The following is a 21,805-nucleotide window of genomic DNA, read 5'->3' as shown; positions in this document are numbered from 1 at the left end:
CCTCAGGTAACACCTACTTTCTAGTAGGTACCACCGAGCTTCCCGTGATCCCAGCTGATCACCTTCGTCGGCTTGAAGATCAACCCGATCCGCTTGCCCGCCTGTGCGGTGATAAACGCCTTGAGCTCATCGGGCACCGGATCACCCGGCTTGCCGCCCGCGTACCGCTGCGTCAGCGCGACGCCGATCTCGATGATCCGCTCGGTGTCCTCGACGAGCTCGACCTCGGCTTCGAGCGAGACGCCACGCAACTTCTCGTAGCTGTCGCCGTCTTCGATCAGCACGGTCGCCTCGGGCAGCCGGCGCAGGTTCTTCGCCTTCTGCGACGTGCCGTACGTCCACGTCGCGACGCCGTCGCCGTGCGGGAAATACCAGAGCGGCGCCAGATGCGGCCGGCCGTTCGGGCTCATGGTCGCGACGTTGATGACCTTCTGCTCGTCGAAGTACGCACTGATCTCCTCGGGCGTCATGCGGATCTGGTCACGGCGGGACATGAGACCTCCTAGTGTCGGGTGGTCGCGGCCCGTCCAGCATGCCCGGTCACGGAAGCCTCGTACGCGCCACGCTCTTCGATGTCCTTGAGCGCGGCCCGGTCGGCGGCGGGCACGCGGCTGCGCGAGCCGAGTTCGATGATCGGCGGCAGGAACGCGCGGATCAGCTTCAGCGCGCCGACCCAGCGCGGCACATGGATCGTGCGTCCGCGCCGCATGATGCCGTCTTCCAGGCAGTCGAGCGCGGTGGACAGCGGGTACGTCTTGCCGATCAGGCCGGGCATGCCGCTGCGCAGCTTGCCGAACACCGGGTGCGCGTCGGCGCTTTCGACCAGGTCCGTGCGGATCCAGGTCGGGTGCGCGACGCCGACCTTGACGCCGAGGTGCGCGACTTCGGCGCGCAGGCTGTTGGAGAACGCCTCGACGCCCGCCTTCGCGGCGGCGTAGTTGGCCATGCCCGGCGCGTGCGTGATCGCGGCGAGCGAGGAGATCGCGAGCAGGTAGCCCTTGCGCTCGATGACGTGCGGCAAGGTGACGCGGAAGGTGCGCCACACGCCGAGCAGGTCGACCTCGATGACCTTTTCGAACGCGGCGGGGTCGACCGAGCGGACGAAGCCGGTCGACGCGATGCCGGCGTTGGCGATCACGATGTCGATGCCGCCGAAGTGCCGGGCGATGTCCGCGGTCGCCTTTTCGAGCGCGGCCCAGTCGGTGACGTCGGCTTCCCATGACTTCGCGTCCGCGCCGATCGCCTCCGCGACCTTGCGCTGCTCGTCGGCTTCGATGCCGACGAGCGCGACCTTGGCGCCCTGCGCGGCCAGCCGTTCCGCCAGCCCGGCGCCGATGCCGCGGGCGGCACCGGTGATCAGCACGACCTTGCCCTTGACGGTGTTCCTGGCCACGACGCCTCCTTGTGTCAGCTCACTGGCCAGGCACGCTACCCGAACTTACCCCAAGTAAGCTACCCGTCAGTAGGCTGACGTGAGCGCTTCGACCTCCTGTGCGGTCAGGTCGAGCGTGAGCGAAGGCAGCAGGTCGGCGAGCTGCTCGGTCGTGCGCGCGCTCGCGATCGGCGCGGCGACCGTCGGCTGGGCACGCAGCCAAGCCAGCGACACAGCGGCCACCGGGACGTGGTGGGACTGCGCGATGTCGTCGAGCGCGGACAGCACGCGTTCGCCGCGGTCGTTGAGGTAAGCCGCCGCGCGGGGAGCGCGCGGGCTATCGGACGGAGTGTCCGCTGAGCGGTACTTCCCGGCGAGGAAACCCATGGCCAGCGCGAAATACGGCAGCGTCGTCAGACCCTCGCGGGCGATGAACGGCGCGAGGTCACGCTCGTAGTCGCGCTCCAGCAGGTTGTAGTGCGGCTGCAGCGCGACGTACCGCGCGTAGCCCGCACGGTCCGAAATGGACAGTGCTTCGGACAGTCGCGCGGCGGTGTAGTTCGAGGCCGCGATGTGGCGGACCTTGCCGGCCTTGACCAGCGCGTCGAACGCGCTGAGCGTCTCTTCGAGCGGGGTTTCGTCGTAGTCGCGGTGCGCGTAGTAGAGGTCGATGTGGTCGGTGCCGAGCCGTCGCAGCGAGTCGTCAGCCGCCTCGGCGATGTTCTTCGCCGACAGGCCCGGCCGCTCCGCCCAGCTGCCCACCTTGGTCGCGATGACCATGTCGTCGCGGCGGCCGCGGCGCGCGAGCCAGTTGCCGATGATCGCCTCCGACTTGCCGCCGGAGTACACGTCGGCCGTGTCGATGAAGTTGCCGCCCGCCTCCGCGTACGCGTCCAGCACCGCGAACGACTGCTCCTCGTCGGCCGTCCAGCCGAAGACGTTGCCGCCGAGATTGAGTTCGCAGACTTCGAGTTCGCCGATTTTCGCCATGATCCGAAGCTAGCGGAATGAAACCCGGCGGCGCCCGGGTTGGGAGGGACATGACCTACGAAATCGGCAAGATCGGCGTCTGGCGCCCGAAACAGCTCACCGACGACAAGCTGGCCGTGGAGCTGGAGGGCCTTGGCTATGGTGCGCTTTGGGTGGGCAGTTCTCCTTCGCTGGTCAGTGAAATCGGACAACTCGACAGTGTGCTCGCCGCGACCTCCACGCTCGTCGTCGGCACCAGCATCGCCAACATCTGGTCGGACGACCCCGCCGGCGTCGGCGCCGGGTACCACCGGCTGGCCGACAAGTACCCCGGCCGGTTCATCCTCGGCATCGGCGCCGGGCACCCGGAGGCGACGCAGGAGTACAAGAAGCCTTATCAAGCGCTGGTCGACTATCTCGACGGTCTCGACGCGGCGGGCGTGCCCGTCGAGTCACGCGCGCTCGCCGCGCTCGGCCCCAAGGTGATCAAGCTTTCCGGCGACCGCACGGCCGGTGCGCTGCCGTACCTCACCACCCCGGAGCACACCCGGCAGGCGCGCGAACTCCTCGGCCCGGACAAGCTGCTGGTCGCGGAGCAGAAAGTCGTGCTCGGCGAAGAACGCGAGCGCGCGCTGGCGATCGCCAGGGAAGCCGTCCGCAACCCGTACCTCAGCCTGATCAACTACACGACCATGCTGCGCAAGCTCGGCTTCACCGACGCGGACCTCGCCGACGGCGGCAGCGACCAGCTCATCGACGCGCTCGTGACGCAAGGCGACGCGGAGACCGTCGCGCGTGGGCTCACCGCGCACCTGGACGCGGGCGCGGACCACGTGGCCGTGCAGGTGCTCGGCGACAACCTCGACTACGCGGCGGTGATCGCGGCGGTCACACCGCGATGACGTCGAGCATCGACTCCAAGCCCTTGAAGTCGGCCGGATTGCGCGTGTAGAGCGGCAACTCGGACGACGAGGCGATGGCGGCGATCATCAGGTCCATCCGGCGCGGCTTCGGGTCGCGGTCCGCGGCGAGCACCAGCGCCACCAAGGTGCCGTAGCGGGCCGCGGCCGCCGCGTCCAGCGGCAGCGGGACGAAGTCGACCATCGCCGCGCCGAGCTGCTCGTTGCGCGCCGCGCGGACGGCGGGGGTCTTCGCCATCGCGACACCCTGGTGCAGCTCGGCCATGGTGACCGCGGTGATCGACGGGATCTTGGGCAGCGACTCGGGGTCCAGCCTGCCGAGATCGATGTAAACGCAGGTGTCGAGCACACCTTTTTCGGGGCGTTCAGTCACCGACGCGGTCCTCTGAGCCGAAGAACTCGTCGGCTTCCTGACGCAGCAGTTCGGCATCGACGCGAGGCAGTTTGCGGTGCTTGGCGCAGAGTTCCTCGGCGGTCAGCTGGCGGCGCCGCTGGATGGGGCGCAGCTCGGCGATCTCCACGCCGTTGCGCGTGACGTAGTAGGTCTTTCCAGCCTCCACCCCGTCCATGATGGCGGCGGAGTTGTTGCGGAACTCACGCTGGCTGATGACATCCACTCCCGCAGTGTAGCGCGAGGTAGCACGGCGTGCTACCTCGTTCCTCATACGACCAGTGTGCCCGCTCCGCCGACCTCGTACGATGCGGCTGAAGGCACCAAGTCTGTTCGAGGAGGACCCACGATGCCCATCGCCACCCCCGAGGTCTACGCGGAGATGCTTGACCGGGCGAAAGCGAACGAATTCGCTTACCCGGCCATCAACGTGACGTCTTCGGAAACCCTGAACGCCGCGATCCGCGGGTTCGCCGAGGCGGAGAGCGACGGCATCATCCAGTTCTCCACCGGCGGCGCGGAATTCGCCTCCGGCCAGGCCGTCAAGAACATGGTCGTCGGCGCGACCGCGCTGGCCGAGTACGCGAACGTGGTCGCCAAGCACTACCCGATCAACGTCGCGCTGCACACCGACCACTGCCCCAAGGACAAGCTCGACGGCTTCGTCCGCCCGCTGCTCGACATCTCCGCCGAGCGCGTCAAGCGCGGCGAGAACCCGCTGTTCCAGTCCCACATGTGGGACGGCTCGGCGATCGACCTCGACGAGAACCTGACCATCGCCGCCGAGCTGCTCGAGAAGGCACGCGCCGCGAAGATCATCCTCGAGGTCGAGATCGGCGTCGTCGGCGGCGAAGAGGACGGCGTCGAGGCCGAGATCAACGAGAAGCTTTACACCGCCGAGGGCGACTTCCTGAAGACCGCCGAGGTGCTCGGCACCGGCGACAAGGGCCGCTACTTGCTCGCCGCCACCTTCGGCAACGTGCACGGCGTCTACAAGCCCGGCAACGTCAAGCTCCGCCCGGACGTCCTCAAGGGCGGCCAGGACGTCGTCTCGGCCAAGCTCGGCCTGTCCGACGCGAAGCCGTTCGACTTCGTCTTCCACGGCGGCTCCGGCTCCGAGGTCGCCGACATCCACGCCGCGCTGTCCTACGGCGTCGTGAAGATGAACGTCGACACCGACACCCAGTACGCCTTCACCCGCCCGGTCGTCGACCACTTCTTCAAGAACTACGACGGTGTCTTGAAGATCGACGGCGAGGTCGGCAACAAGAAGGTCTACGACCCCCGCAGCTACCTCAAGGCCGCCGAAAAGGGCATGGCCGACCGGGTGCGCGAGGCGGCCGAGCACCTCCGCTCCGCAGGCCAGAAGCTCTAGGTCCCCAGCTAAACAGGGCCCCAAAGTCACTTTCGGGGCGTGCGATGCCCCGAAAGTGACTTTGGGGTCATGTCATGCCCCCGAAGTGACTTTGGGGCCTTGGCGGGTGAAGAAGCGCAGGCCCACCCAGAACAGGATCGCCAGGCCGACCAGTGCGATCGGCACCGTCCAGTAGTCGACCGGCGGCGCGGACTCGGTGTGCGCGTCGCCCAGGAACCACGGCCGCAGCTGGGACTGGATCCACAGCGTGCTGTAGCCGAAGGCGGTGACCAGCAGCGCGCCCGCGCCCGCCGTGAGGAGTTTGTGCTCCCGCCCGATGCGGAACGCCAGGTCCACCGCGAGGCCGACGGCCAGCAGGTAGAACGGCACCGTCGGGACCGGGAAGCCGATGCCGAGCAGGATCGGCCACATGATCAGGCGGTAGGCCAGGTAGGCGCCCGCCACCGCGGTGCCCGCCCACTGCTTGCCGATCGTCTTGCGGGCCAGCGCCAGCACCAGCGCGGAGACGCCGATGCCCCACAGCGGGTAGACCCACGCCGGGATCGGCATCGTGAAGTGGGTGACCGCGGCCAGGTCGACCGGGTGGCCGATCTGCTTCGCGGCGAAGCTCAGCAGCTCGTGCTCGGCCTCCGGCTCGCCGCGTTCCCAGGCGCGGAGGCCGATGATGCCGTACTCCTGCTGGCCGTTCGAGAAGAACGTGTTCTCCAGCAGGAAGACCCAGAGCCCGGTGAGGACCAGCGAACGGAGACGGCCGGGCGCGGAGAACTTCATCCAGCCGTCGATCACGCCGAGGATCATGATCTCGGTGCCCAGGTAGAGCATCATGTGCGACGGGCTCCACGCGGTCAGGTCGAGACCGTTGAGCCGGTGGTTGAGGATGTCGAGCGGCCCGGCGATCAGGAACAGGATCATCCCGCCCTGCATCAGCCGCAGCGAACGCTTGTCGCAGCCGAGTCCGGTGTAGCTGTGGATCGCGACCAGCACCACCAGGATGCCGGTGCCGACCGTGTTGATCAGGTGCGGCGGCGCGAGGTCGTCACGCAGGAACTTGAAGTGCCACGACATGTCCCAGGTGGACCCGAGCATCTTGAACGCGAACGCGATCAGCCACATCGAGTAGCAGAAGTTCAGTGCCCACTGCGGGGTCGGCTGACCCGGCGCGCCGCGGTGCCAGTGCAGCCGGAAGAACAGGCGCGTCTTGGCGATCGGGCTACGGGGGATGACGCCGGGCTCGACGACCCCAGACACGTCCACTGCCTTTGTCATGCCGGTAATCATCGCTTAGTCGACTTACCGATCGGTACCGGACCGGTGAAAAACCAGGGTTCACCCTGAGGAGTGACGAGTTTGCTTTCCGCGCGGTGCTCCGGGCATCCTCTGCCGCCATGATGCCGAAACGCTTTGTCGCCGCTGTCCTCGTCGGCTGCCTCGTGCTGGCCGCGGGCGGGGTGGTCGGCGCCCTGTTCTTCAGCTGAGCACAATGGGCTCATGACGCACAACCTGCTCGGCCCGGAGCCGACCCTGCTGCCAGAGCACACCGTCGCCCAGGCCGCTCTCGACGCCGGCGTCGACCCGGCCGGCGTCGCCGCGGAGCACCCGTACTTCAGCGCCGCGTGGGCCCAGCTGGCGGAGACCTCCTTCGAAGCCGGTGAGACGGTCGCCGCGTACGCCTACGCCCGCACCGGCTACCACCGCGGCCTCGACCAGCTCCGCCGCGCGGGCTGGAAGGGCTTCGGCCCGGTGCCGTGGTCGCACCGCCCCAACCAGGGCTTCCTGCGCGCGCTCGCCGTTCTCGCGAAGGCGGCCGGGAAGATCGGTGAGACCGAGGAGTACGACCGCTGCCGCACCTTCATCACCGAGTCCGACCCGGCGGCCGCCGAAGCCACCGGCCTCGCCTGAGCCCAGGTCGAGGCCGGAAAAAATCCCAATGTGGCATTGGTCAGGTTTCAGGCCGCCAATGTGGCTTTCGTCAGCCCGGAGCTGACGAAAGCCACATTGGGATTTTTTAGCTAGAACCAGCCGCAGTTGTTCGGCGCCGGGAACCCCGCGAACCGGCCTTCGAGCCAGGCGAAGGCTTCGGGGTACGCGCGGACCGCGCCGCCGACGTGGGTGGGCACCAGCGAGCTGCTGAACTGGACCTTCGCGCCCTTCGAGCACCACGAGCGGGCCATCGTGCGGTCCTGGTCGTACGGGACGATGTCGTCGAGGACGCTGTGCACCACCAGGATCGGCGCGGTCGGCTTGAGCTTGCCGATCAGCTGCTGGCCGACGCGGGACTTGTACGGCTCCTCACCCAGGTACGCGGTCAGCGAGCGGCCGTCGTTGGTCAGCGTCGACGACTGGGTGAACGCGTGCGCCGCGATCGCTTCGACCGTGCACTCGTTCTTGACCTGCTCGAACAGCTGCTTGCCGCGCGCGTTCAGGAGCGAGCGGATGTTCAGCTCCGGGTACGCCGCGTCCATGCTGACCAGCGCGAACCCGAGGAAGCCGACCGCGTAGTGCCCGTCGAGCACCTTCGCGACCTCGGACAGGTCCGCCGGGACGGCGCCCGCGTACGCGCCCTTCAGGTTCAACTCCGGCGCGTACGAGGGCTGCAGCTCGGCGGCCGCCGCCGAAGCGCCGCCGCCCTGCGAGTAGCCCGCGATCGCGACCGGTCCGGCGTCGGGGAGCCCGGCTTCGGGCAGTCGCTGGGCGGCGCGGATCGCGTCGAGCACGGCGTGTCCCTGCGAGAGCCGGTTCATGTAGGTGTGGACGCCCGGGGTGCCGAGGCCTTCGTAGTCCGTGACGACCACGCCGTACCCGCGGGTGAGCAGGCCCGCGATGAACGGGCCCTCGTACTCGAAGCCGGCGGCCAGCGCCTTGGACGGCGCGCAGGAGTCGCCGATGCCCTGGGTGCCTGCCGCGTAGCTGACGATCGGGCGCTGACCTGCGCCGATCCAAGGGCCGTTGGGGGTGAGGACGGTGCCGGTGACGGCCATCGGGTCGCCATGTGTGTCCGTACTGCGATACATGATCCGTTGCACCTTGGCGTCCGCCTTGATGAGCTTTACGGGATCGATGTAGAACTGCGAAACCTCGTGGCGAATGATGTCGCCGTTCGCGCCGGACGGCAGTGGGGAAGGCGGGTCGTAGAAGGTGGTCGCGCCTGCTTGGGCGGGGGTACCCAGTAACGCGATGGCGACGGCCGCGACAAGGCCGAGACGAGAGAAAGTGCGCACGCTTGCTCCTCATTGAGCAGTCGGGGTGCTGAGTTTTCGACACTCGTGTCGAAAAAGAATGAGGTGAGGTGCCCCACATGTCAACCCCCGCTCGTCGCGGACGCCCGCGCAAGCTCCCGCTCGGTGAGCAGCGCGAACGCGTGTTGCGCGCGGCCGCGTCGCTTTACGCGTTGCACGGCGAGCAGACCACCATCGAGCAGATCGCCCGCCAAGCCGGCGTCTCACGGCAGTCGGTTTACGAGAGCTTCGGGGACCGGGCGGCGCTGTTCACCGAGGTCGTGGCCGATGTCGAGGAGCGCTCGTTCGTCGGCATCGTGGCGCTGGCGCGGGAGAAGACGCCGAACCTGCGCGCGTGGGCACGCATGAACTACGCGAACATGTTCGCCTTCGTCGCGGCCAATCCCGAGGCCTTCCCGGTGCTCCGCGAAGCCGAGCGATTGGGGAATCCGGCACTCACCCGCCTGAGGGAGCGGCTCGCCCGCGTCTACACCGACGTCGCCAAGCAGCGGTGGGCCGAGCACGGTGTCGACGCAGGCCGGTCCGACAACGCGCTCGTCACGCTCTACTTCGCGATGACCGAGGCGCTCGTCCAGATGACCTGGGACGGCCAGCCGCCCGACGCGGACGCGTTGATCGACCTGCTCACCGAGTTCACCGTCGGCGGCATCACCCGGCTGCGGGAGCCGGACGTCGACGTCATCGATCGGCTGCGCTAGCCGCGTACAGGAAGATCGTGCCGTCCTCGATGGACTCGAGCGCGTACCCGGTCAGCCAGATTTCGAGCACTCGCGTGTAAAAGTTCGGCAGCTCCGCGAACGACTTGCCGACCAGTGGGTGGTCGCTTAGTTCCTTGATGCCGTTGGCGTGCCGGATCCGTTCGGGGAAGTGGTGTCCGGCCGCCGCCGCGGCTTCCCAGTTGGCGTGTTTGCGCGCTTGGAACGCGACATCCGGATAGGGCGCCGGCCGGTCGTAGCCGGGTGTCGAGATGTCGATGCCCGTGTCGCAGCCCTTGAGCTCTTCGCGCAGGTGGATGAAGAAGATGTCGTTGACCAGCAAGCCGATGTCGACCGGCACACAGTGATCGCCGATCTTCTTCGTACCGGTCGTGCCGACCCGCCAGACGATCCGCTCGGCAGGCCGAGAGCCCCACGGTTCGAGCAGTGCCGCCGTTTCCCAGGCGAGCGCCTCGGCCTCCGCGATGGCCGGGCCCAGGGCCTTCACGTGTGAGCCGTCCGGCGTCGCGTCGATCGGCGAGTCCTTGGTGTGCCCGGTCCACGGACCGCAATGGCCGCAACTCCAGCCGTCTTCCCACTCGTCGTCCCAAAGCACCCGCTGCGTGCCGGAACCCCGGCAACGCGGGCACGGCACGACATGCCGGAAGAACCGCCTCGGGTCGGCGGTCAGGTCCACGTCGCCGAGCGCCGGTTCGAGCAGGCCGGTGCGCAGTGCCGCGTAATCCACGTGCGGACTATAGGTCCTTCGCGAACGCCAGCAGGCCGAATCCCTCCGGATCGTCCGCGGGGACGGCACGGTATCCGGCGGCGAGGTACAGCGACGCGGCTTCGGGCTGTTTCGGCCCGGTGGTGAGGAAGATCCGGCGATACCCGCGTCGCTTCGCCTCGGCTTCGAGTTCGGAGAGCACCAGCCTGGCGAGCCCGCGCCGTCGATGCGCCGACGCCGTCCACATGCGTTTGACCTCGGCGGTCTCGTCGTCGTAGTGCCGGAACGCGCCGCCCGCGACACTCACGTCGTGTTCGCGCACCAGCAGCAGCGCGCCACGCGGCGGCGCGAACTCCTCCGGCGGATAGCGCTCGAGCTCCGAGTTGGAGCCGTAGCGGCTGTAGTACTCGTGGGCGAGCTCGGCCAGCAACGGCCGCACCTCGGGGTCGGTCACGGCGTACGACCGTACTTCGAGGCTCACCTGCCGATGATCGGGCGCGAAAGTCCGCAAGGCAACGATGTCCGCCAAGTGGGAATTCGAGTAGTGGCCGCCGAAACCAGGCGTAGCTTCGGACGGGTGGCGTTCGAACTCGCGATCGTAGGTGCGGGACCGCGCGGGATCTGTGTGCTGGAACGGCTCTCCGCCAACGCGCCAGAGCTGCTCACCGGCACGCTCGTGGTGCACCTGATCGACCCGTTCCCGCCGGGACCGGGCCGGGTGTGGCGGTACGACCAGTCGCCGTTGCTGCGAATGAACTCGATGCCGGAAGACGTCACGATGTTCACCGACGAGACCGTCGAAATGTCCGGTCCGGTGCGCAACGGCCCTTCACTGGCCGAGTGGGCGAAAAAGGTGCGCACCGGCAAGCTCGACGCCTCGGTCCCCGATGATCTGCTCGACGAGCTGCGCACGCTGAAGTCGACCTCGTTTCCGACGCGACGGCTGCAGAGCGCTTATCTCGACTGGGTGTATCAGCACATCCTGAACACTTTGCCGGACGGCATCGAGGTGGTCGAGCACCACACGCACGCGGTGAACGTCACCGAAAACGCCGTCTGGCTCAAGGATTCCGAGACGCCGTTGCGGGTCGACGCCGTGCTCATGACGGTCGGCCATCTCGACGCGCTGCCGGACGAGCGTGAGCTGGAACTGGCCGAGTACGCCGTCCGCAACGACCTCGCGTACTACCCGGCCGGCTACACCGCCGACGTCGACTACGCAGACGTGCCCGCCGGTGAACCCGTGCTGGTGCGCGGTTTCGGGCTCGCGTTCGTCGACCTGATGCTGCTGTTGACCGAGGGGCGTGGCGGCCGATTCGAGGAGCAGCCGTGCGGCGGGCTCCGGTATCACCCGAGCGGACGCGAGCCGGTGCTGCACGTCGGCTCGCGGCGCGGCGTGCCGTATCACGCGAAGACCGGCTACCGGTTGCGCGGGAAATCGTTGCAGCTGCCCAGATTCTTCGACTCCTACACGTTCGAGAAGCTTCCGCAGCGGCTCGACTTCAAGCGTGACGTCTGGCCGCATATGGCCAAGGAGATCGCCTGGGGCTACTACAGCGAGCTGTTCACCGGGCATCCCGACCGGGTGCGGCTGGACTTCGCGGTGTTCGCGGACACCTTCGCCGACACCGAGTGGGACTCGCCGGAAATGGTTGCCCTCATCGAGAAATCGGTGCCCGCGGCGGAAGACCGGCTCGACCTGGAGCAGCTGGACCGGCCGCTCGCCGGGCTGCGCTTCGAGACGGGCGAGGAGTTCGGCAAGCACGTCCGCGAGTACGTCGAGCGAGACTTGTCGCGCCGCGCCGACGTCGAGTTCAGCGCGGACCTCGGCGCGTTCATGGCGCTGCTTTCGGTGTACCACCAGCTGCCGGCGCTGGCCGCGAGCGGGCGGATCACCGCACGCACTCAGGTGTCCGAAATGGACGGTTGGTGGCACGGCTTCTTCAGTTATTACGCCAGCGGCCCGCCGCCACGGCGTCTCGAAGAACTGCTCGCGCTCCACCAGGCAGGCCTGGTTTCCTTCGCCGGCGCGGAAATGCGCATCACTGCCGCCGACGGGACGTTCGTCGGCGCCAGCGAGAGCTTCCCCGGCGAGGTGCGGGCCAGGACACTGATCGAAGCGCGCCTGCCCGAACCCAGCGTGAGCCGGGCTTCGGACCTGCTGCTGCGCACCCTGCGCGATGCCGGTGACCTGGTCGAGGAGTCCGTACTCGACACGGCCACCGGGCAGCGCGAGCTCTCCGGCCGTATCCACACCAGGGTCGGCGACTCGCGGCTGCTCGACTCCGGCGGCGACGCGCATCCCCGGCTGTTCGCGGTCGGCCCGCACACGAGCGCGCGTTCGGCGGCGGCGTTCACCCGCCCCCGCACGAACGCGCTCCCGTTCCGGCAGAACGACGCGGTCGCCCGCGAGCTGCTCGCGCTTACGCCGCGGGCGGGGTGAAGACGCCGAAGTGGTTGCCCTGCGGGTCGAGCAGGTCGGAGAAGACCAGGCCGGCGGGCGTGGTCTTCGGCGGCACGAGCACCTTGGCGCCGCGCTTCTCGGCCGCGGCGACGGTCTTCGCGGTGTCTTCGACGAGCACGTAGAAGATCGCGTGGTTCGGCACTTCGCCACGGGTGTCGAAGAGGCCGCCGGTCGGGTGCGAGGCACCCGGCGTGGTGACCTGCGCGTAGCGGCCCTCGGTGTCGTCGTTGGTGTCGACCTCGAAGGACCAGTCGAACAGCTCGGTGTAGAAGCTCCTGGTGGCGGCCGGGTCCTCGCTGCCGATCTGGAACCAGGTGACGCTGCCGAACGCCGGTGCGGTCATGGGAATCTCCTCCTGTTGTCTTGCTGGTGAACCTCACTTTCGTCGTCGTTCGCGACAGCCCTATGTCGGTGTTTGTCAGCCGAACCGTGCGACCTGGATCACATGGTCCGGCACCTCGGGCAGGGTGAGCACGCGCTCCGGGACGGGCTCGCCGAGATCGTTCGCCGACAGGATCCGGTCGACGCGGAACACCCTGAGGTCGTCTCGCAGGCGGCACCAGCCGACGAGATACCAGCCCTTCGGCGCGGCCATGAACACCACGGGCTCGACATCACGCTCGGTCAGCGTGCCGTCCTTGTCGGCGTAGAGCAGCCGCAGCACCCGTTGCTTCGCGAGCGCCTCTTCGAGGATCGACGGCACCGGCTGCCTCGGCGCGGGCGCCGAGACGGGTGCGAGGTACCGGACGCGGTCGGCGAGTTCGGTCGCGGCGGCCGCCTCCTGAACGGGCATCGCCGCGACGATCTTGCGCAGCGCGCTCTCGGCGGCGCGGGCGAACGGCGAGCTGTCCGCGTCACGCAAGGCGACCGCGACGGCCACCGCCTCGGCAGGCGTGAAGTTGAGCGGCGGCAGCGTCCTCGTCTTGTCGAGCGTGTAGCCGCCTCGGCGGCCGACGTCGGCGTAGATCGGCACGCCCGCCTGCTGGAGCGCGTCGAGATCGCGCTCGATGGTGCGCACGCTGACCTCGTAGCGGTCCGCGAGCTGGCGTGCGCTGCGTCTTCCTGGCGCGACCGCGCGCAAGTCTTCGACGATCGCGTAAAGCCGGTCGGTTCGGTTCACACCCCCGACGCTAACCAGGGGCACCGACAGTTTCGGGTCGTGCGCGTTGCGGGCGGTTAGAACCGCCCGCAACGCGCACGAGTCCTTAGCAGCGGCCGAGCATCGAGGTCAGCGCCGTCTTCTCCGCCGAGTTCACGGTCAGCTTGTACTTGTACTTCGAGCCGACCCACATCCGCGCGTAGGTGCACCAGTAGCTCGTCAGCGGCGGCTTCCACTGGTCGGGCGACTTGTCGCCCTTCTGCTGGTTGACGTTGTCGGTGACCGCGATCAGCTGCGGCCCGGTCAGGTCGTTCGCGAAGGCCTGCCGCTGCGCCTTGGTCCACTTCGACGCCCCGGTGCGCCAGGCGGCGGCGAGCGGGACGACGTGGTCGATGTCGACGTCGGAGGCCGCGGTCCAGGTCGCGCCGTCGTACGGGCTGACCCACTTGCCGCCGGTCGGCGCGCAGTCGGCTCCGGTCGTGACGCCGATGCCGTCGCGTTTGAGCACGACCTCGCGGGTGTTGCAGCTGTTGCCCTGGTCGATCCAGTGCGGGAACTGGTCGCGGCTGTAGCCGTCCTGCGAGCCGTCGGGTGCGACGGTGAGGGTGGCGAGGTTGGACTTCGCGGTGGCGGCGGACGGGATACCCGGTGGGGTGGCGTCGGCCGTTCCGACGATACCGACGGTGAGCATCGCGCTGACGCTCAAAGCGGTCAACGAGCGGCGAACCAGGCGAAACGTTGGCATAGGGCTGCCTCCGTGTCGAGTGCAGGGACAGCTAACCCTGGCTCACGGAAGTGACCTCGGCAACACTTGTGAGTGACATTTGGTGAATTGCTAACCAACACCGCGCGACCGGATCGCCAGTGCGACGGGCAGCGGGCCGGCCCTTGTCACCCAGAGCGTTGCAAGGGCGACCCTTGTCACGTGCCACGGTGGGCGAGCCGAGCGAGTGGAAGAATTTCTGCACCCAACGGAGCAAACCTTCCACTCGTACCGACGCCCCACGCCGAGCCGACGATCACGAGCGTTTCCCTCGGCTACGCCATTCCGCGCACCAGGCGCAGGTCCTCGGTGTGCCGGTACCAGGTCCACCGCTTCACCGCGCGCGGGTGCACGACGCCGTCGTACACCGGCCTGGTCGGGATGCAGCCCAGCTGGAACGCCCGCGACTCGAAGTCCGACGGCCGCTTGAAGAAGGCGCCCTTCACCACGCGCACGGCCAGCCCCGGCCCGTCGCCGCTCGGCTCGACCTCGATCGACCGCGCCGGGCCACGCAGCGCGAGCTTCTCGTCGCAGTACGCCACGCCGCGCACGGTCGAGATGCGGCCGCGGCCGACCAGGACGCCGCCCGCGTCGTCGCGGATGAGCGGGACCGGGTCGACGTCGCCACGGACAGCGAGCGCCAGCGCACGCAGGGGATCGGTCGGCAGGCCCCACAGCTCGGCGACCGCCGAGTCCGGGTCGGTGGGCACGAAACCGACCGACACGCCCGCCAACTGTTCTTTTCGTAACAGTCGCAGCACCACCGCCGCGAGGTCCGCGTCGGACCCGCCGACGATCAGCCGGTCGCTTTCCCCCAGCAAGGGGTCCACATCCGCCTTGCCGGGACGCGACGGCAGCCGCACGGTCCTGACCTCGTCGACGTCAGGAATTTTCTCCGTATCGGGTCCACAAGCCAGCACCAGTCCCCGCACGCCAGCGGCCTCCGTTACGCTCATGCACCGGCATTCGCCTGCGCCCTTGTCTGTCGAACCTCAGGAGTGTCACATGCCGGCCATCGTGCTCATCGGCGCCCAGTGGGGCGACGAAGGTAAGGGCAAGGCCACCGACCTGCTCGGCGACCGCGTTCAGTGGGTCGTCCGCTATCAGGGCGGCAACAACGCCGGTCACACCGTCGTCCTCCCCAACGGCCAGGACTTCGCGCTGCACCTCATCCCGTCGGGCATCCTCACGCCCGGCGTGACCAACGTGATCGGCAACGGTGTCGTCGTCGACCCCGGTGTGCTGCTCGAGGAGATCGCCGGGCTTGAGGCCCGCGACGTCGACACCAGCAGGCTGCTGATCTCCGCCGACGCGCATTTGATCATGCCGTACCACGTGGCGATCGATAAGGTCACCGAGCGTTACCTCGGCAGCCGCAAGATCGGCACCACCGGCCGCGGCATCGGGCCCTGCTACCAGGACAAGATCGCCCGCGTCGGCGTCCGCGTGCAGGACCTGCTCGACGAGAAGATCTTCCGCCAGAAGGTCGAGGCGGCGCTGGAGTTCAAGAACCAGGTGCTGGTCAAGGTCTACAACCGCAAGGCGCTCGACGCGGACGAGGTCTGCGACGAGGTGCTCGCGGCGGGCGAGAAGTTCGCGCACCGCATCGCCGACTCGCGGCTGCAGCTCAACCAGGCGCTCGAGCGCGGCGAGACCATCCTGCTCGAGGGCTCGCAGGGCACCCTGCTCGACGTCGACCACGGCACGTACCCGTTCGTCACCTCGTCGAACCCGACCGCGGGCGGCGCCAGCGCCGGTTCCGGCATCGGCCCCGGCCGGATCGGCACCGTGCTCGGCATCCTCAAGGCGTACACCACGCGCGTCGGCTCCGGCCCGTTCCCGACCGAGCTGCACGACGAGTCCGGCGAGTACCTGCGCAAGACCGGCGGCGAGGTCGGCGTGACCACCGGCCGCGCGCGGCGCACCGGCTGGTTCGACGCGGTCATCGCGCGGTACGCGACGCGGGTCAACGGCATCACCGACTTCTTCCTCACCAAGCTCGACGTGCTGTCCGGGCTCGAGAAGGTCCCGGTGTGCGTCGGCTACGAGGTCGACGGCTTCAAGACCTACGACATGCCGATGACGCAGACCGACGTGCACCACGCCACCCCGATCTACGAAGAGCGGCCTGGCTGGTTCGAGGACATCTCCGGCTGCCGCACCTTCGAGGAGCTGCCGGCGAACGCCCGCGCGTACGTCGAGTACCTCGAAGAGCTCTCCGGCGCGCGGATCTCCGCGATCGGCGTCGGGCCGGGCCGCGAGCAGACGATCGTGCGGCACGAGTTCATCTAGCGGGACGGGGAATAACCCCGGGCGGACCGAGTTGCCCCTGCCATGACCATTGGGGTAGCCCTTCCGTCCGGGGACACGGACGGCGCGAGCAATCTCGTCGAAGAACTCGTCGAGCAGACCAGGCAGGCCGCGGCCGCCGGTATCGACTCGGTGTGGTTCTCGCAGCTGCAGAACTACGACGCGGTGACCGTGGCCGCGATCGCCGGGCGCGAGGTGCCCGGTATCGCGGTGGGCAGCTCGGTCGTGCCGATCTATCCGCGGCACCCGCTGCTGCTCTCCGCGCTCGGCCAGACCGCGCAGGCGGCCACCGGCGGCCGGTTCACGCTCGGCATCGGCCTCGGCTCGGAGAAGCTGCTCAAGCCCGCGTACGGCGTCGAGTACCCGCCGCCGATCCGGCACCTGCGTGAGTACCTGACCGCGCTGCGGCCGTTGCTGAACGGCGAAGCGGCCGAGTTCGACGGCGAGCTGCTCAGCTCGCACCCGTTCGCCCCGACGGCCGTTCCCGGCTCGGCGCCGGTCCCGATCTTCGTCGCGGCCATGGGCCCGCAGGCGCTCAAGGTGACCGGCGAGCTGGCCGACGGGACGCTGCCTTTCCTGGCCGGGCCGCGCGCGCTCGCCGAAAACATCGTCCCGGTCATCAATGCGGCCGCTGAGTCAGTGGGCCGTCCGAAGCCGAAAATCGTTGCCGCGTTTCCTGCAATCGTCACGAACGATATCGATGCCACTCGCGAGGCGGCCGCGGCGAACCTCGGGTTCTACGACTCGATCCCGTCGTATCAGAAGATTCTCGCCGCGGAAGGCGTTTCCGCTGCACACGAGCTTGCGGCGATCGGCGACGAGGAGACCGTGGCCGCCGCCATCCGGCGTTATTTCGACGCCGGCGCGACCGAAGTCGTGATCACCCAGGCGGGAATTCGGTCCACTGAAGACCGACTTCGCACCTGGACACTGGCGGGTGACCAGACAATGGTGCCTACGAATTGATCTAATCCCTCGATGGTCCGGTTTAGCGTGACGCATGACCATAGGGGTGACCATCCCGGCCAGTGACACATATCAGGCCGCAAATCTCATCGAAGAATTCGTGAACCAGACCGGGCAGGCCGCCGCCGCGGGGCTGAGCTCGGTCTGGTTCCCGCAATTGCTGGACTACGACGCCGTCATGGTGGCCGCGCTGGCGGGCAGGGCGTTTCCTGGCATTTCGGTCGGAACGGGCGTTGTGCCCATTTATCCGCGACATCCATTGCTGATTTCGGCACTCGCGCAAACCGCTCAGGCCGCGACCGGCGGACGATTCACGCTCGGACTCGGGCTCGGCTCCAAACCGTTTCTGAAGCCGGCGTTCGGCCAGCCGTATCCGCCGCCCGTCCAGCATTTGCGTGAATACCTGGCCGTGCTGCGGCCGTTGCTCAGCGGCGTGGAGACCGAGTTCGACGGCGACATCCTCAGCCTGCATCCGTCGATGCCGACGATCGTGCCCGGCGCGAAACCGGTGCCGATCGTCGTGGCCGCCATGGGACCGAAGGCGCTGGCCACCGCCGGTGAACTCGCCGACGGGACCCTGCCGTATTTCGCCGGGCCCAAGGCCTTGTCGACGAACATCGTGCCGGTGATCGGCCGGGCGGCCGCGTCGGCAGGCAGGCCGCGGCCCCGGGTCATCGCGGTGTTCCCCGCCGTCGTGACCCGCGAGGTCGAGGCCACCCGCGAAGTGCTGGGCGAGCGGCTCGCGGCGTACGAAGAGATCCCGTCCTATCGGCGAATCCTTGACGCGGAAGGGGTCGCGCACGCGGTCGACCTGGCGGTGGTCGGTGACGAGGAGCTGGTCGCGGCTGCCGTCCAGCGTTACTTCGACGCGGGCGCGACCGAGGTGGTGATCAGCCAGGCCGGTGTCCGGTCTGGCGAGGACCGCCTGCGCACGTGGCGATTGCTGGGTGAGCTCAACAAACGCTGACGACCGCCGAGAGCGAGCCGCGCCAGTCGCCTGCCTTGGCACGCACGGCGAGGTAGCTCTTTTGGTTCCCCACAGGGAAGTTCGTCAACGCGGTCGCGGTCGTCGACGTGATCTGCGGGCTGCTCAGGTTCGCCTTGTTGTCGAGGTAGACGTCGTACGCCGTCGCGCCCTGGATCGTGGTCCACGAGAGGTCCGCGTTGCTGTTGGCCCCGTTGCATCGATTGGCGACGGCCGTCAACGCCGGCGTGGCGAGTGTGCCCGCCTTGCCGTGGGCGGAGCCGGTGTTCGACGTGGACCACGCCGCACCGGCTTCGCCCGCGAGCACCAGCACCGCCGCCACCGCGAGCACGGCGATCCTGGTCATCCGCTCACCACCGTGACCGTCACCGGGATGGTGAAACCGGCGTTCTGGCAACCGTTGTCGGACGCCGTGGACATGCTCACCGCGTCGGCGAGCGTCAGCGTCGCGCTGCCGTTCGCCGCCACCGGACTGGACAGCGTCTGCGTGGTGAAGGTGACCCCGGTGGTCGAACAGGTGCCGGAGCCGCCGGTCGCGGTCGCCGCGCCCGCTCCGGCGATCGTGGTGACCTTGACCGGGTACGGATTCGGGTTGTTGACCAGCACCTTGGCCGTTCCCTTGCCGCCGGGGTACAGGTCGCCGACGGTCACCGCGGTGACGCCGGTGGTCGGCGCCTGCGCGGTGCCGGCCTTCGCCGAAGCCGACCCGGAGCCGGTGGAACTCCAAGCGGCGTAAGCGATTCCGCCGGTGAGCGCGACGGCCGTGACGCCGCCGACGATGACGTAGTGCCGAGGCCGGAGCCTGCGCTGGGGGACGCGTCGGTGCGAGGTCATGATTTCGTGGCCGTTCCGGTGTAGGTCAGCGGGAAGGTGACGTTCTTGCAGGCGTCCGGCGCGGCGGCCGCCAGATGGGTGGTCAGCGCGACCTCGGCGAATCCCTGCTTGGGCACCACGAGTGCCTTCGCGAGCGGGTCGACCCGGACCAAGTCGGGTCGGCACGCGGGATTCGAGGTCGGCTGGACCGTCGCGGTCAGGGAGGTGACCTTGATCGGGAAGTTCTCGGCGTTCCCGATCCGCACCCAGCGGGCACCGGTGGCGCCCGGATACAGCTCGGTGCTGCGGCCGGGCACGTCGGTCACCGTGAAGCCGACCTTGCCGGGTGGCTGCTGCGGGGTGCACGCCGCGGTCAGCGCGAGTGCCACCGCCAGGACGGCCGCGCGCATCAGGCCGCTGACGCCAGTGTGGCCGTCAGGTTCAGGGAGAAGTTCTTGCCCTGGCAGGCGTCGTCGGCGTCGCTCGCCATGTGCGCGGTGAGCGTGTACGTCGCCGAGGCGCCCGCGCTGATCGTGCCGCTCGGGTTGCTGACGGCGTCGCTGGTGACCGAACCCGCGCCGCAGGCGCCGTCGGCCGCCGAACTGCCTGCCGCGATCGAGGTGACCTTGACGGGGTAGGAGTTCGGGTTGTCGACGGTGATGGTGAAGGTCTGGGTGGCGCCGGGGTAGAGCGCGTTTCCGGAGCTCGACGGCGAGATCGTGGAGCTCTTCGCGGTCGTCGAGGTGACGGAACCGGTGCCGGAGCCGGAGCTGGACCACGCGGCGTACGCGACGCCGGCCACGGTCAGCGCGCCTGCGGCGCCGAGAGCGATCGCGGTCTTCTTGCTGAACTTGCGCATCAACGGCTCCTCGGTGAGTTCCTGGGGGAATACCGAGAATTCTGCGGGGAACGCGATTCGGGCACGGCGGTAAACCGGCCCGGTTTTGCTTGCCCCTAGGCCCCTTGTTATTCGAATCGGCGCCTGTTATGCGCGAGGCCGCCCGTGATCGGCATGTATTCGAAGCGAGATCACGGGCGGTGTAACGGTCTCATCCGGCGCGCGGGGTGAGCCTCGACGTGAGCGTGAGCTCCTCCAAATCCAGTTCCCGCAACACCTTGCGGAGGATGTCGTCGTCGAGCCTGCCCGCCTCACGTTCGGCGATCATCGCCTCACGCTGGATGACGAGCAGTTCTCGGCGTGCTTTGGCGAACTGGGCCTGCGGGCTGGCGACGCGTTCTTCGGCGGACAAGGAAATCCCGGCGGCGGCGAAGCGATAACGGCTTTCGATGAGGGTGTCGAGGCGTTGCCGGATTTTCTCCACCTTCTCCGGCGGTACGTCCATAGTGGACACACGCTCGCGCAAGATCTCGGTGAGCCGTTCCTTGGCCGCCGCCTGCGCGACCGTGCGCGCGGCCATCTCCTCCTCGGCGTCGCGGACCGCCTCGTCGGGATCGGCCACGTCGAGTTTCCTGATCAGCGCGGGCAACGTGAGACCTTGGATCAGCAGTGTCCCGATCGCCACGGTGAACGCGAACAACTGGATTTCGGTGCGGCCGGGCACATCGACGGGAATACCGGTCGCGGCGGCCAGCGTGACCACGCCGCGCATGCCGGTCCACGAGACCACCGCCAGCTGCCGCCACGGCGGCACCGCGCGCTCGCGGCCGAACAGCCGTGCCGTCTGCGGGAGATAACTTGACACGAACACTGCCGGTATCCGCACCAGCATGGTCACCATCAGCACGACCAGCGCGCACCACGCGAGCGTGCCGTCCGACCGGGCGGCGGCGTGCGCGCTCTCCAGCACGAACGGCAGTTGCAGCCCCATCAACGCGAACACCAGCGCTTCGAGCAGCACGTCGATCGACGCCCACACCGACGAGTCCTGCATGCGGGTCGCTGGACTGCCGTACCGCAACGACTTGTGGCCGAGGAAGAGCCCGGCGGCGACGACCGCGAGCACACCGGAGCCGTGCACGTGCTCGGCGGCGACGTAGGCGGCGAACGGGACGATGATGCCGAACGTCGACTCGATCAGCGGATCGTCGAGCTTGTGCCGGATCAGCCCGACGATCATGCCGATCACCAGCCCGATCCCGATGCCGACCACCGTCGCGACCGCGAACACCACCACCCCGCCGCCGATCGAACCGGCCGTGCCGAGCGCCGCCGCGATGCCGATCTTGTACAGCGTCAGCGCGGCGGCGTCGTTGACCAGGCTCTCGCCGGTGAGCACGGCCATCACCCGGCGCGGCAGGCCGAGCCTGCGGCCGATCGCCACCGCGGTCACCGCGTCCGGCGGCGCGACCACGGCGCCGAGCACCAGCGCCGACGCGAACGGCAGGTCCGGCAGCAGCAGGTGCACGACCAGGCCGACCACCAGCGCGGTGACCACGACGAGCGCGACGCCGAGCGAGACGATCGGGCGCAGGTTGCTCTTGAAGTGCGCGACCGAGCTGTCCAGCGACGTCGAGTAGAGCAGCGGCGGCAGCACGACCGTCAGCACGAGCTCCGGATCCAGCTCGACCCTCGGCACACCGGGAACGAACGAGATGGCGAGCGCGACGACCACGATCAGCAGCGGCGCCGACTGGTTGAAGCGGCGCGCGAACGCGGTCAGGCCGAGCGAACCCGCGAGTACGGCCATCAGGGTGAGCAGCTCCATGGGGACCTCCTGCGCTGATCTTCGCGGACTCCTTGTTCCGGCGCGCGGGAAGGT

The 21,805-nt window shown here is 68.5% G+C and carries 26 protein-coding genes; 8 read left to right on the top strand and 18 right to left on the bottom strand.

The window, feature by feature from the left end; all coding sequences use genetic code 11:
- Nucleotides 1–20: 20 nt before the first annotated feature.
- From AB5J62_RS41880 to AB5J62_RS41870, 3 genes are all read right to left on the bottom strand, one after another.
- A complete protein-coding gene (locus tag AB5J62_RS41880; protein WP_370945600.1) occupies nt 21–494 on the bottom strand; it encodes a pyridoxamine 5'-phosphate oxidase family protein in 474 nt (157 codons plus the stop codon).
- Nucleotides 495–502: 8 nt separating this feature from the next.
- Nucleotides 503–1,393, bottom strand: coding sequence for an SDR family oxidoreductase (locus tag AB5J62_RS41875; protein WP_370945599.1), 891 nt, complete (start codon nt 1,391–1,393; stop codon nt 503–505).
- Nucleotides 1,394–1,459: 66 nt separating this feature from the next.
- Complete coding sequence (locus AB5J62_RS41870; RefSeq protein ID WP_370945598.1) at nt 1,460–2,362, bottom strand: aldo/keto reductase; 903 nt, start codon at nt 2,360–2,362, stop codon at nt 1,460–1,462.
- 50 nt (nt 2,363–2,412) lie between these two features.
- Between AB5J62_RS41870 and AB5J62_RS41865 the strand changes: the two genes are divergently transcribed.
- A complete protein-coding gene (locus AB5J62_RS41865) occupies nt 2,413–3,243 on the top strand; it encodes an LLM class F420-dependent oxidoreductase (protein ID WP_370945597.1) in 831 nt (276 codons plus the stop codon).
- Here AB5J62_RS41865 and AB5J62_RS41860 read toward each other — a convergent pair.
- Together AB5J62_RS41860 and AB5J62_RS41855 are read right to left on the bottom strand one after the other, a co-directional pair.
- On the bottom strand, nt 3,230–3,634 hold the full coding sequence (locus tag AB5J62_RS41860; protein ID WP_370945596.1) for a type II toxin-antitoxin system VapC family toxin: 405 nt from the start codon (nt 3,632–3,634) through the stop codon (nt 3,230–3,232). The genes AB5J62_RS41865 and AB5J62_RS41860 overlap by 14 nt on opposite strands.
- Nucleotides 3,627–3,878: a type II toxin-antitoxin system Phd/YefM family antitoxin gene (locus AB5J62_RS41855; RefSeq protein WP_370945595.1), complete on the bottom strand. Its 252-nt coding sequence runs from the start codon at nt 3,876–3,878 to the stop codon at nt 3,627–3,629. Before AB5J62_RS41855 ends, AB5J62_RS41860 begins: the two co-directional genes overlap by 8 nt.
- Before the next feature lie 123 nt (nt 3,879–4,001).
- Here AB5J62_RS41855 and fbaA point away from each other — a divergent pair, with 123 nt between their 5' ends.
- Nucleotides 4,002–5,027 (top strand): class II fructose-bisphosphate aldolase, encoded by a 1,026-nt coding sequence (fbaA, locus tag AB5J62_RS41850; protein WP_370945594.1) that lies wholly within the window; start codon nt 4,002–4,004, stop codon nt 5,025–5,027.
- A 72-nt stretch (nt 5,028–5,099) separates the two neighbouring features.
- Here the strand turns inward: fbaA and AB5J62_RS41845 are convergent, their stop codons facing one another.
- On the bottom strand, nt 5,100–6,293 hold the full coding sequence (locus tag AB5J62_RS41845; protein ID WP_370945593.1) for a hypothetical protein: 1,194 nt from the start codon (nt 6,291–6,293) through the stop codon (nt 5,100–5,102).
- A 222-nt stretch (nt 6,294–6,515) separates the two neighbouring features.
- Here AB5J62_RS41845 and AB5J62_RS41840 point away from each other — a divergent pair, with 222 nt between their 5' ends.
- Nucleotides 6,516–6,926: a DUF3151 domain-containing protein gene (locus AB5J62_RS41840; RefSeq protein WP_370945592.1), complete on the top strand. Its 411-nt coding sequence runs from the start codon at nt 6,516–6,518 to the stop codon at nt 6,924–6,926.
- A gap of 110 nt (nt 6,927–7,036) precedes the next feature.
- Here AB5J62_RS41840 and AB5J62_RS41835 read toward each other — a convergent pair whose 3' ends face one another.
- Nucleotides 7,037–8,245, bottom strand: a complete 1,209-nt coding sequence (locus AB5J62_RS41835) for an alpha/beta fold hydrolase (protein ID WP_370945591.1) — start codon at nt 8,243–8,245, stop codon at nt 7,037–7,039.
- A 77-nt stretch (nt 8,246–8,322) separates the two neighbouring features.
- On the opposite strand from AB5J62_RS41835, the gene AB5J62_RS41830 reads away from it, so the two are divergent.
- Nucleotides 8,323–8,961, top strand: a complete 639-nt coding sequence (locus tag AB5J62_RS41830; RefSeq protein WP_370945590.1) for a TetR/AcrR family transcriptional regulator — start codon at nt 8,323–8,325, stop codon at nt 8,959–8,961.
- Here the strand turns inward: AB5J62_RS41830 and AB5J62_RS41825 are convergent.
- The gene (locus tag AB5J62_RS41825; RefSeq protein WP_370945589.1) at nt 8,942–9,706 is read right to left on the bottom strand and encodes a hypothetical protein; all 765 of its coding nucleotides are present in this window, start codon (nt 9,704–9,706) and stop codon (nt 8,942–8,944) included. The two genes, AB5J62_RS41830 and AB5J62_RS41825, sit on opposite strands and share 20 nt — an antisense overlap.
- A gap of 7 nt (nt 9,707–9,713) precedes the next feature.
- Nucleotides 9,714–10,166 carry a GNAT family N-acetyltransferase gene (locus AB5J62_RS41820; RefSeq protein ID WP_370945588.1) on the bottom strand — a complete coding sequence of 151 codons (453 nt, stop codon included), beginning with the start codon at nt 10,164–10,166 and terminating at the stop codon, nt 9,714–9,716.
- A 96-nt stretch (nt 10,167–10,262) separates the two neighbouring features.
- Here AB5J62_RS41820 and AB5J62_RS41815 point away from each other — a divergent pair, with 96 nt between their 5' ends.
- Nucleotides 10,263–12,128, top strand: coding sequence for an FAD/NAD(P)-binding protein (locus AB5J62_RS41815; protein ID WP_370945587.1), 1,866 nt, complete (start codon nt 10,263–10,265; stop codon nt 12,126–12,128).
- Here AB5J62_RS41815 and AB5J62_RS41810 read toward each other — a convergent pair.
- The 4 genes from AB5J62_RS41810 to AB5J62_RS41795 form a co-directional block, all read right to left on the bottom strand.
- Nucleotides 12,109–12,492: a VOC family protein gene (locus AB5J62_RS41810; RefSeq protein WP_370945586.1), complete on the bottom strand. Its 384-nt coding sequence runs from the start codon at nt 12,490–12,492 to the stop codon at nt 12,109–12,111. The two genes, AB5J62_RS41815 and AB5J62_RS41810, sit on opposite strands and share 20 nt — an antisense overlap.
- A gap of 75 nt (nt 12,493–12,567) precedes the next feature.
- Nucleotides 12,568–13,269: a YafY family protein gene (locus AB5J62_RS41805; RefSeq protein ID WP_091288593.1), complete on the bottom strand. Its 702-nt coding sequence runs from the start codon at nt 13,267–13,269 to the stop codon at nt 12,568–12,570.
- Nucleotides 13,270–13,354: 85 nt separating this feature from the next.
- A complete protein-coding gene (locus AB5J62_RS41800; protein ID WP_370945585.1) occupies nt 13,355–13,993 on the bottom strand; it encodes an HNH endonuclease family protein in 639 nt (212 codons plus the stop codon).
- Between the two features lie 293 nt (nt 13,994–14,286).
- A complete protein-coding gene (locus AB5J62_RS41795) occupies nt 14,287–14,967 on the bottom strand; it encodes a hypothetical protein (RefSeq protein WP_370945584.1) in 681 nt (226 codons plus the stop codon).
- A 49-nt stretch (nt 14,968–15,016) separates the two neighbouring features.
- Here AB5J62_RS41795 and AB5J62_RS41790 point away from each other — a divergent pair, with 49 nt between their 5' ends.
- Genes AB5J62_RS41790 through AB5J62_RS41780 form a run of 3 tightly spaced genes read left to right on the top strand, consistent with a single transcriptional unit; the run spans nt 15,017 to nt 18,254 of the window.
- A complete protein-coding gene (locus tag AB5J62_RS41790; RefSeq protein ID WP_370945583.1) occupies nt 15,017–16,303 on the top strand; it encodes an adenylosuccinate synthase in 1,287 nt (428 codons plus the stop codon).
- A 42-nt stretch (nt 16,304–16,345) separates the two neighbouring features.
- A complete protein-coding gene (locus tag AB5J62_RS41785; RefSeq protein ID WP_370945582.1) occupies nt 16,346–17,287 on the top strand; it encodes an LLM class F420-dependent oxidoreductase in 942 nt (313 codons plus the stop codon).
- A gap of 34 nt (nt 17,288–17,321) precedes the next feature.
- Nucleotides 17,322–18,254 (top strand): TIGR03564 family F420-dependent LLM class oxidoreductase, encoded by a 933-nt coding sequence (locus AB5J62_RS41780; protein ID WP_370945581.1) that lies wholly within the window; start codon nt 17,322–17,324, stop codon nt 18,252–18,254.
- Here the strand turns inward: AB5J62_RS41780 and AB5J62_RS41775 are convergent.
- The 5 genes from AB5J62_RS41775 to AB5J62_RS41755 form a co-directional block, all read right to left on the bottom strand.
- Nucleotides 18,241–18,618, bottom strand: a complete 378-nt coding sequence (locus AB5J62_RS41775; RefSeq protein WP_370945580.1) for a hypothetical protein — start codon at nt 18,616–18,618, stop codon at nt 18,241–18,243. The genes AB5J62_RS41780 and AB5J62_RS41775 overlap by 14 nt on opposite strands.
- Nucleotides 18,615–19,106: a hypothetical protein gene (locus AB5J62_RS41770; protein WP_370945579.1), complete on the bottom strand. Its 492-nt coding sequence runs from the start codon at nt 19,104–19,106 to the stop codon at nt 18,615–18,617. Before AB5J62_RS41770 ends, AB5J62_RS41775 begins: the two co-directional genes overlap by 4 nt.
- Nucleotides 19,103–19,495 (bottom strand): hypothetical protein, encoded by a 393-nt coding sequence (locus AB5J62_RS41765; protein ID WP_370945578.1) that lies wholly within the window; start codon nt 19,493–19,495, stop codon nt 19,103–19,105. The genes AB5J62_RS41770 and AB5J62_RS41765 overlap by 4 nt, the downstream gene beginning before the upstream one ends.
- Nucleotides 19,495–19,944, bottom strand: coding sequence for an LEA type 2 family protein (locus AB5J62_RS41760; protein WP_370945577.1), 450 nt, complete (start codon nt 19,942–19,944; stop codon nt 19,495–19,497). The genes AB5J62_RS41765 and AB5J62_RS41760 overlap by 1 nt, the downstream gene beginning before the upstream one ends.
- Nucleotides 19,945–20,134: 190 nt before the next feature.
- Nucleotides 20,135–21,751: a Na+/H+ antiporter gene (locus tag AB5J62_RS41755; protein ID WP_370945576.1), complete on the bottom strand. Its 1,617-nt coding sequence runs from the start codon at nt 21,749–21,751 to the stop codon at nt 20,135–20,137.
- Nucleotides 21,752–21,805: the final 54 nt, after the last annotated feature.

It is taken from the genome of Amycolatopsis sp. cg5, assembly GCF_041346955.1.
Lineage (GTDB): Bacteria > Actinomycetota > Actinomycetes > Mycobacteriales > Pseudonocardiaceae > Amycolatopsis.
This window is presented reverse-complemented; position numbering and strand designations above follow the sequence as displayed.

Bases quoted from the DNA above. Each gene is read 5' to 3' on its own strand.
- AB5J62_RS41765 (WP_370945578.1), bottom strand. From the start codon at position 19,495: ATGCGCGCGGCCGTCCTGGCGGTGGCACTCGCGCTGACCGCGGCGTGC.
- AB5J62_RS41780 (WP_370945581.1), top strand. From the start codon at position 17,322: ATGACCATAGGGGTGACCATCCCGGCCAGTGACACATATCAGGCCGCA.
- AB5J62_RS41760 (WP_370945577.1), bottom strand. From the start codon at position 19,944: ATGCGCAAGTTCAGCAAGAAGACCGCGATCGCTCTCGGCGCCGCAGGC.
- fbaA (WP_370945594.1), top strand. From the start codon at position 4,002: ATGCCCATCGCCACCCCCGAGGTCTACGCGGAGATGCTTGACCGGGCG.
- AB5J62_RS41800 (WP_370945585.1), bottom strand. From the start codon at position 13,993: ATGCCAACGTTTCGCCTGGTTCGCCGCTCGTTGACCGCTTTGAGCGTC.
- AB5J62_RS41785 (WP_370945582.1), top strand. From the start codon at position 16,346: ATGACCATTGGGGTAGCCCTTCCGTCCGGGGACACGGACGGCGCGAGC.
- AB5J62_RS41770 (WP_370945579.1), bottom strand. From the start codon at position 19,106: ATGACCTCGCACCGACGCGTCCCCCAGCGCAGGCTCCGGCCTCGGCAC.
- AB5J62_RS41775 (WP_370945580.1), bottom strand. From the start codon at position 18,618: ATGACCAGGATCGCCGTGCTCGCGGTGGCGGCGGTGCTGGTGCTCGCG.
- AB5J62_RS41795 (WP_370945584.1), bottom strand. From the start codon at position 14,967: ATGAGCGTAACGGAGGCCGCTGGCGTGCGGGGACTGGTGCTGGCTTGT.
- AB5J62_RS41845 (WP_370945593.1), bottom strand. From the start codon at position 6,293: ATGACAAAGGCAGTGGACGTGTCTGGGGTCGTCGAGCCCGGCGTCATC.
- AB5J62_RS41865 (WP_370945597.1), top strand. From the start codon at position 2,413: ATGACCTACGAAATCGGCAAGATCGGCGTCTGGCGCCCGAAACAGCTC.
- AB5J62_RS41790 (WP_370945583.1), top strand. From the start codon at position 15,017: ATGCCGGCCATCGTGCTCATCGGCGCCCAGTGGGGCGACGAAGGTAAG.
- AB5J62_RS41810 (WP_370945586.1), bottom strand. From the start codon at position 12,492: ATGACCGCACCGGCGTTCGGCAGCGTCACCTGGTTCCAGATCGGCAGC.
- AB5J62_RS41830 (WP_370945590.1), top strand. From the start codon at position 8,323: ATGTCAACCCCCGCTCGTCGCGGACGCCCGCGCAAGCTCCCGCTCGGT.
- AB5J62_RS41870 (WP_370945598.1), bottom strand. From the start codon at position 2,362: ATGGCGAAAATCGGCGAACTCGAAGTCTGCGAACTCAATCTCGGCGGC.
- AB5J62_RS41840 (WP_370945592.1), top strand. From the start codon at position 6,516: ATGACGCACAACCTGCTCGGCCCGGAGCCGACCCTGCTGCCAGAGCAC.
- AB5J62_RS41755 (WP_370945576.1), bottom strand. From the start codon at position 21,751: ATGGAGCTGCTCACCCTGATGGCCGTACTCGCGGGTTCGCTCGGCCTG.
- AB5J62_RS41880 (WP_370945600.1), bottom strand. From the start codon at position 494: ATGTCCCGCCGTGACCAGATCCGCATGACGCCCGAGGAGATCAGTGCG.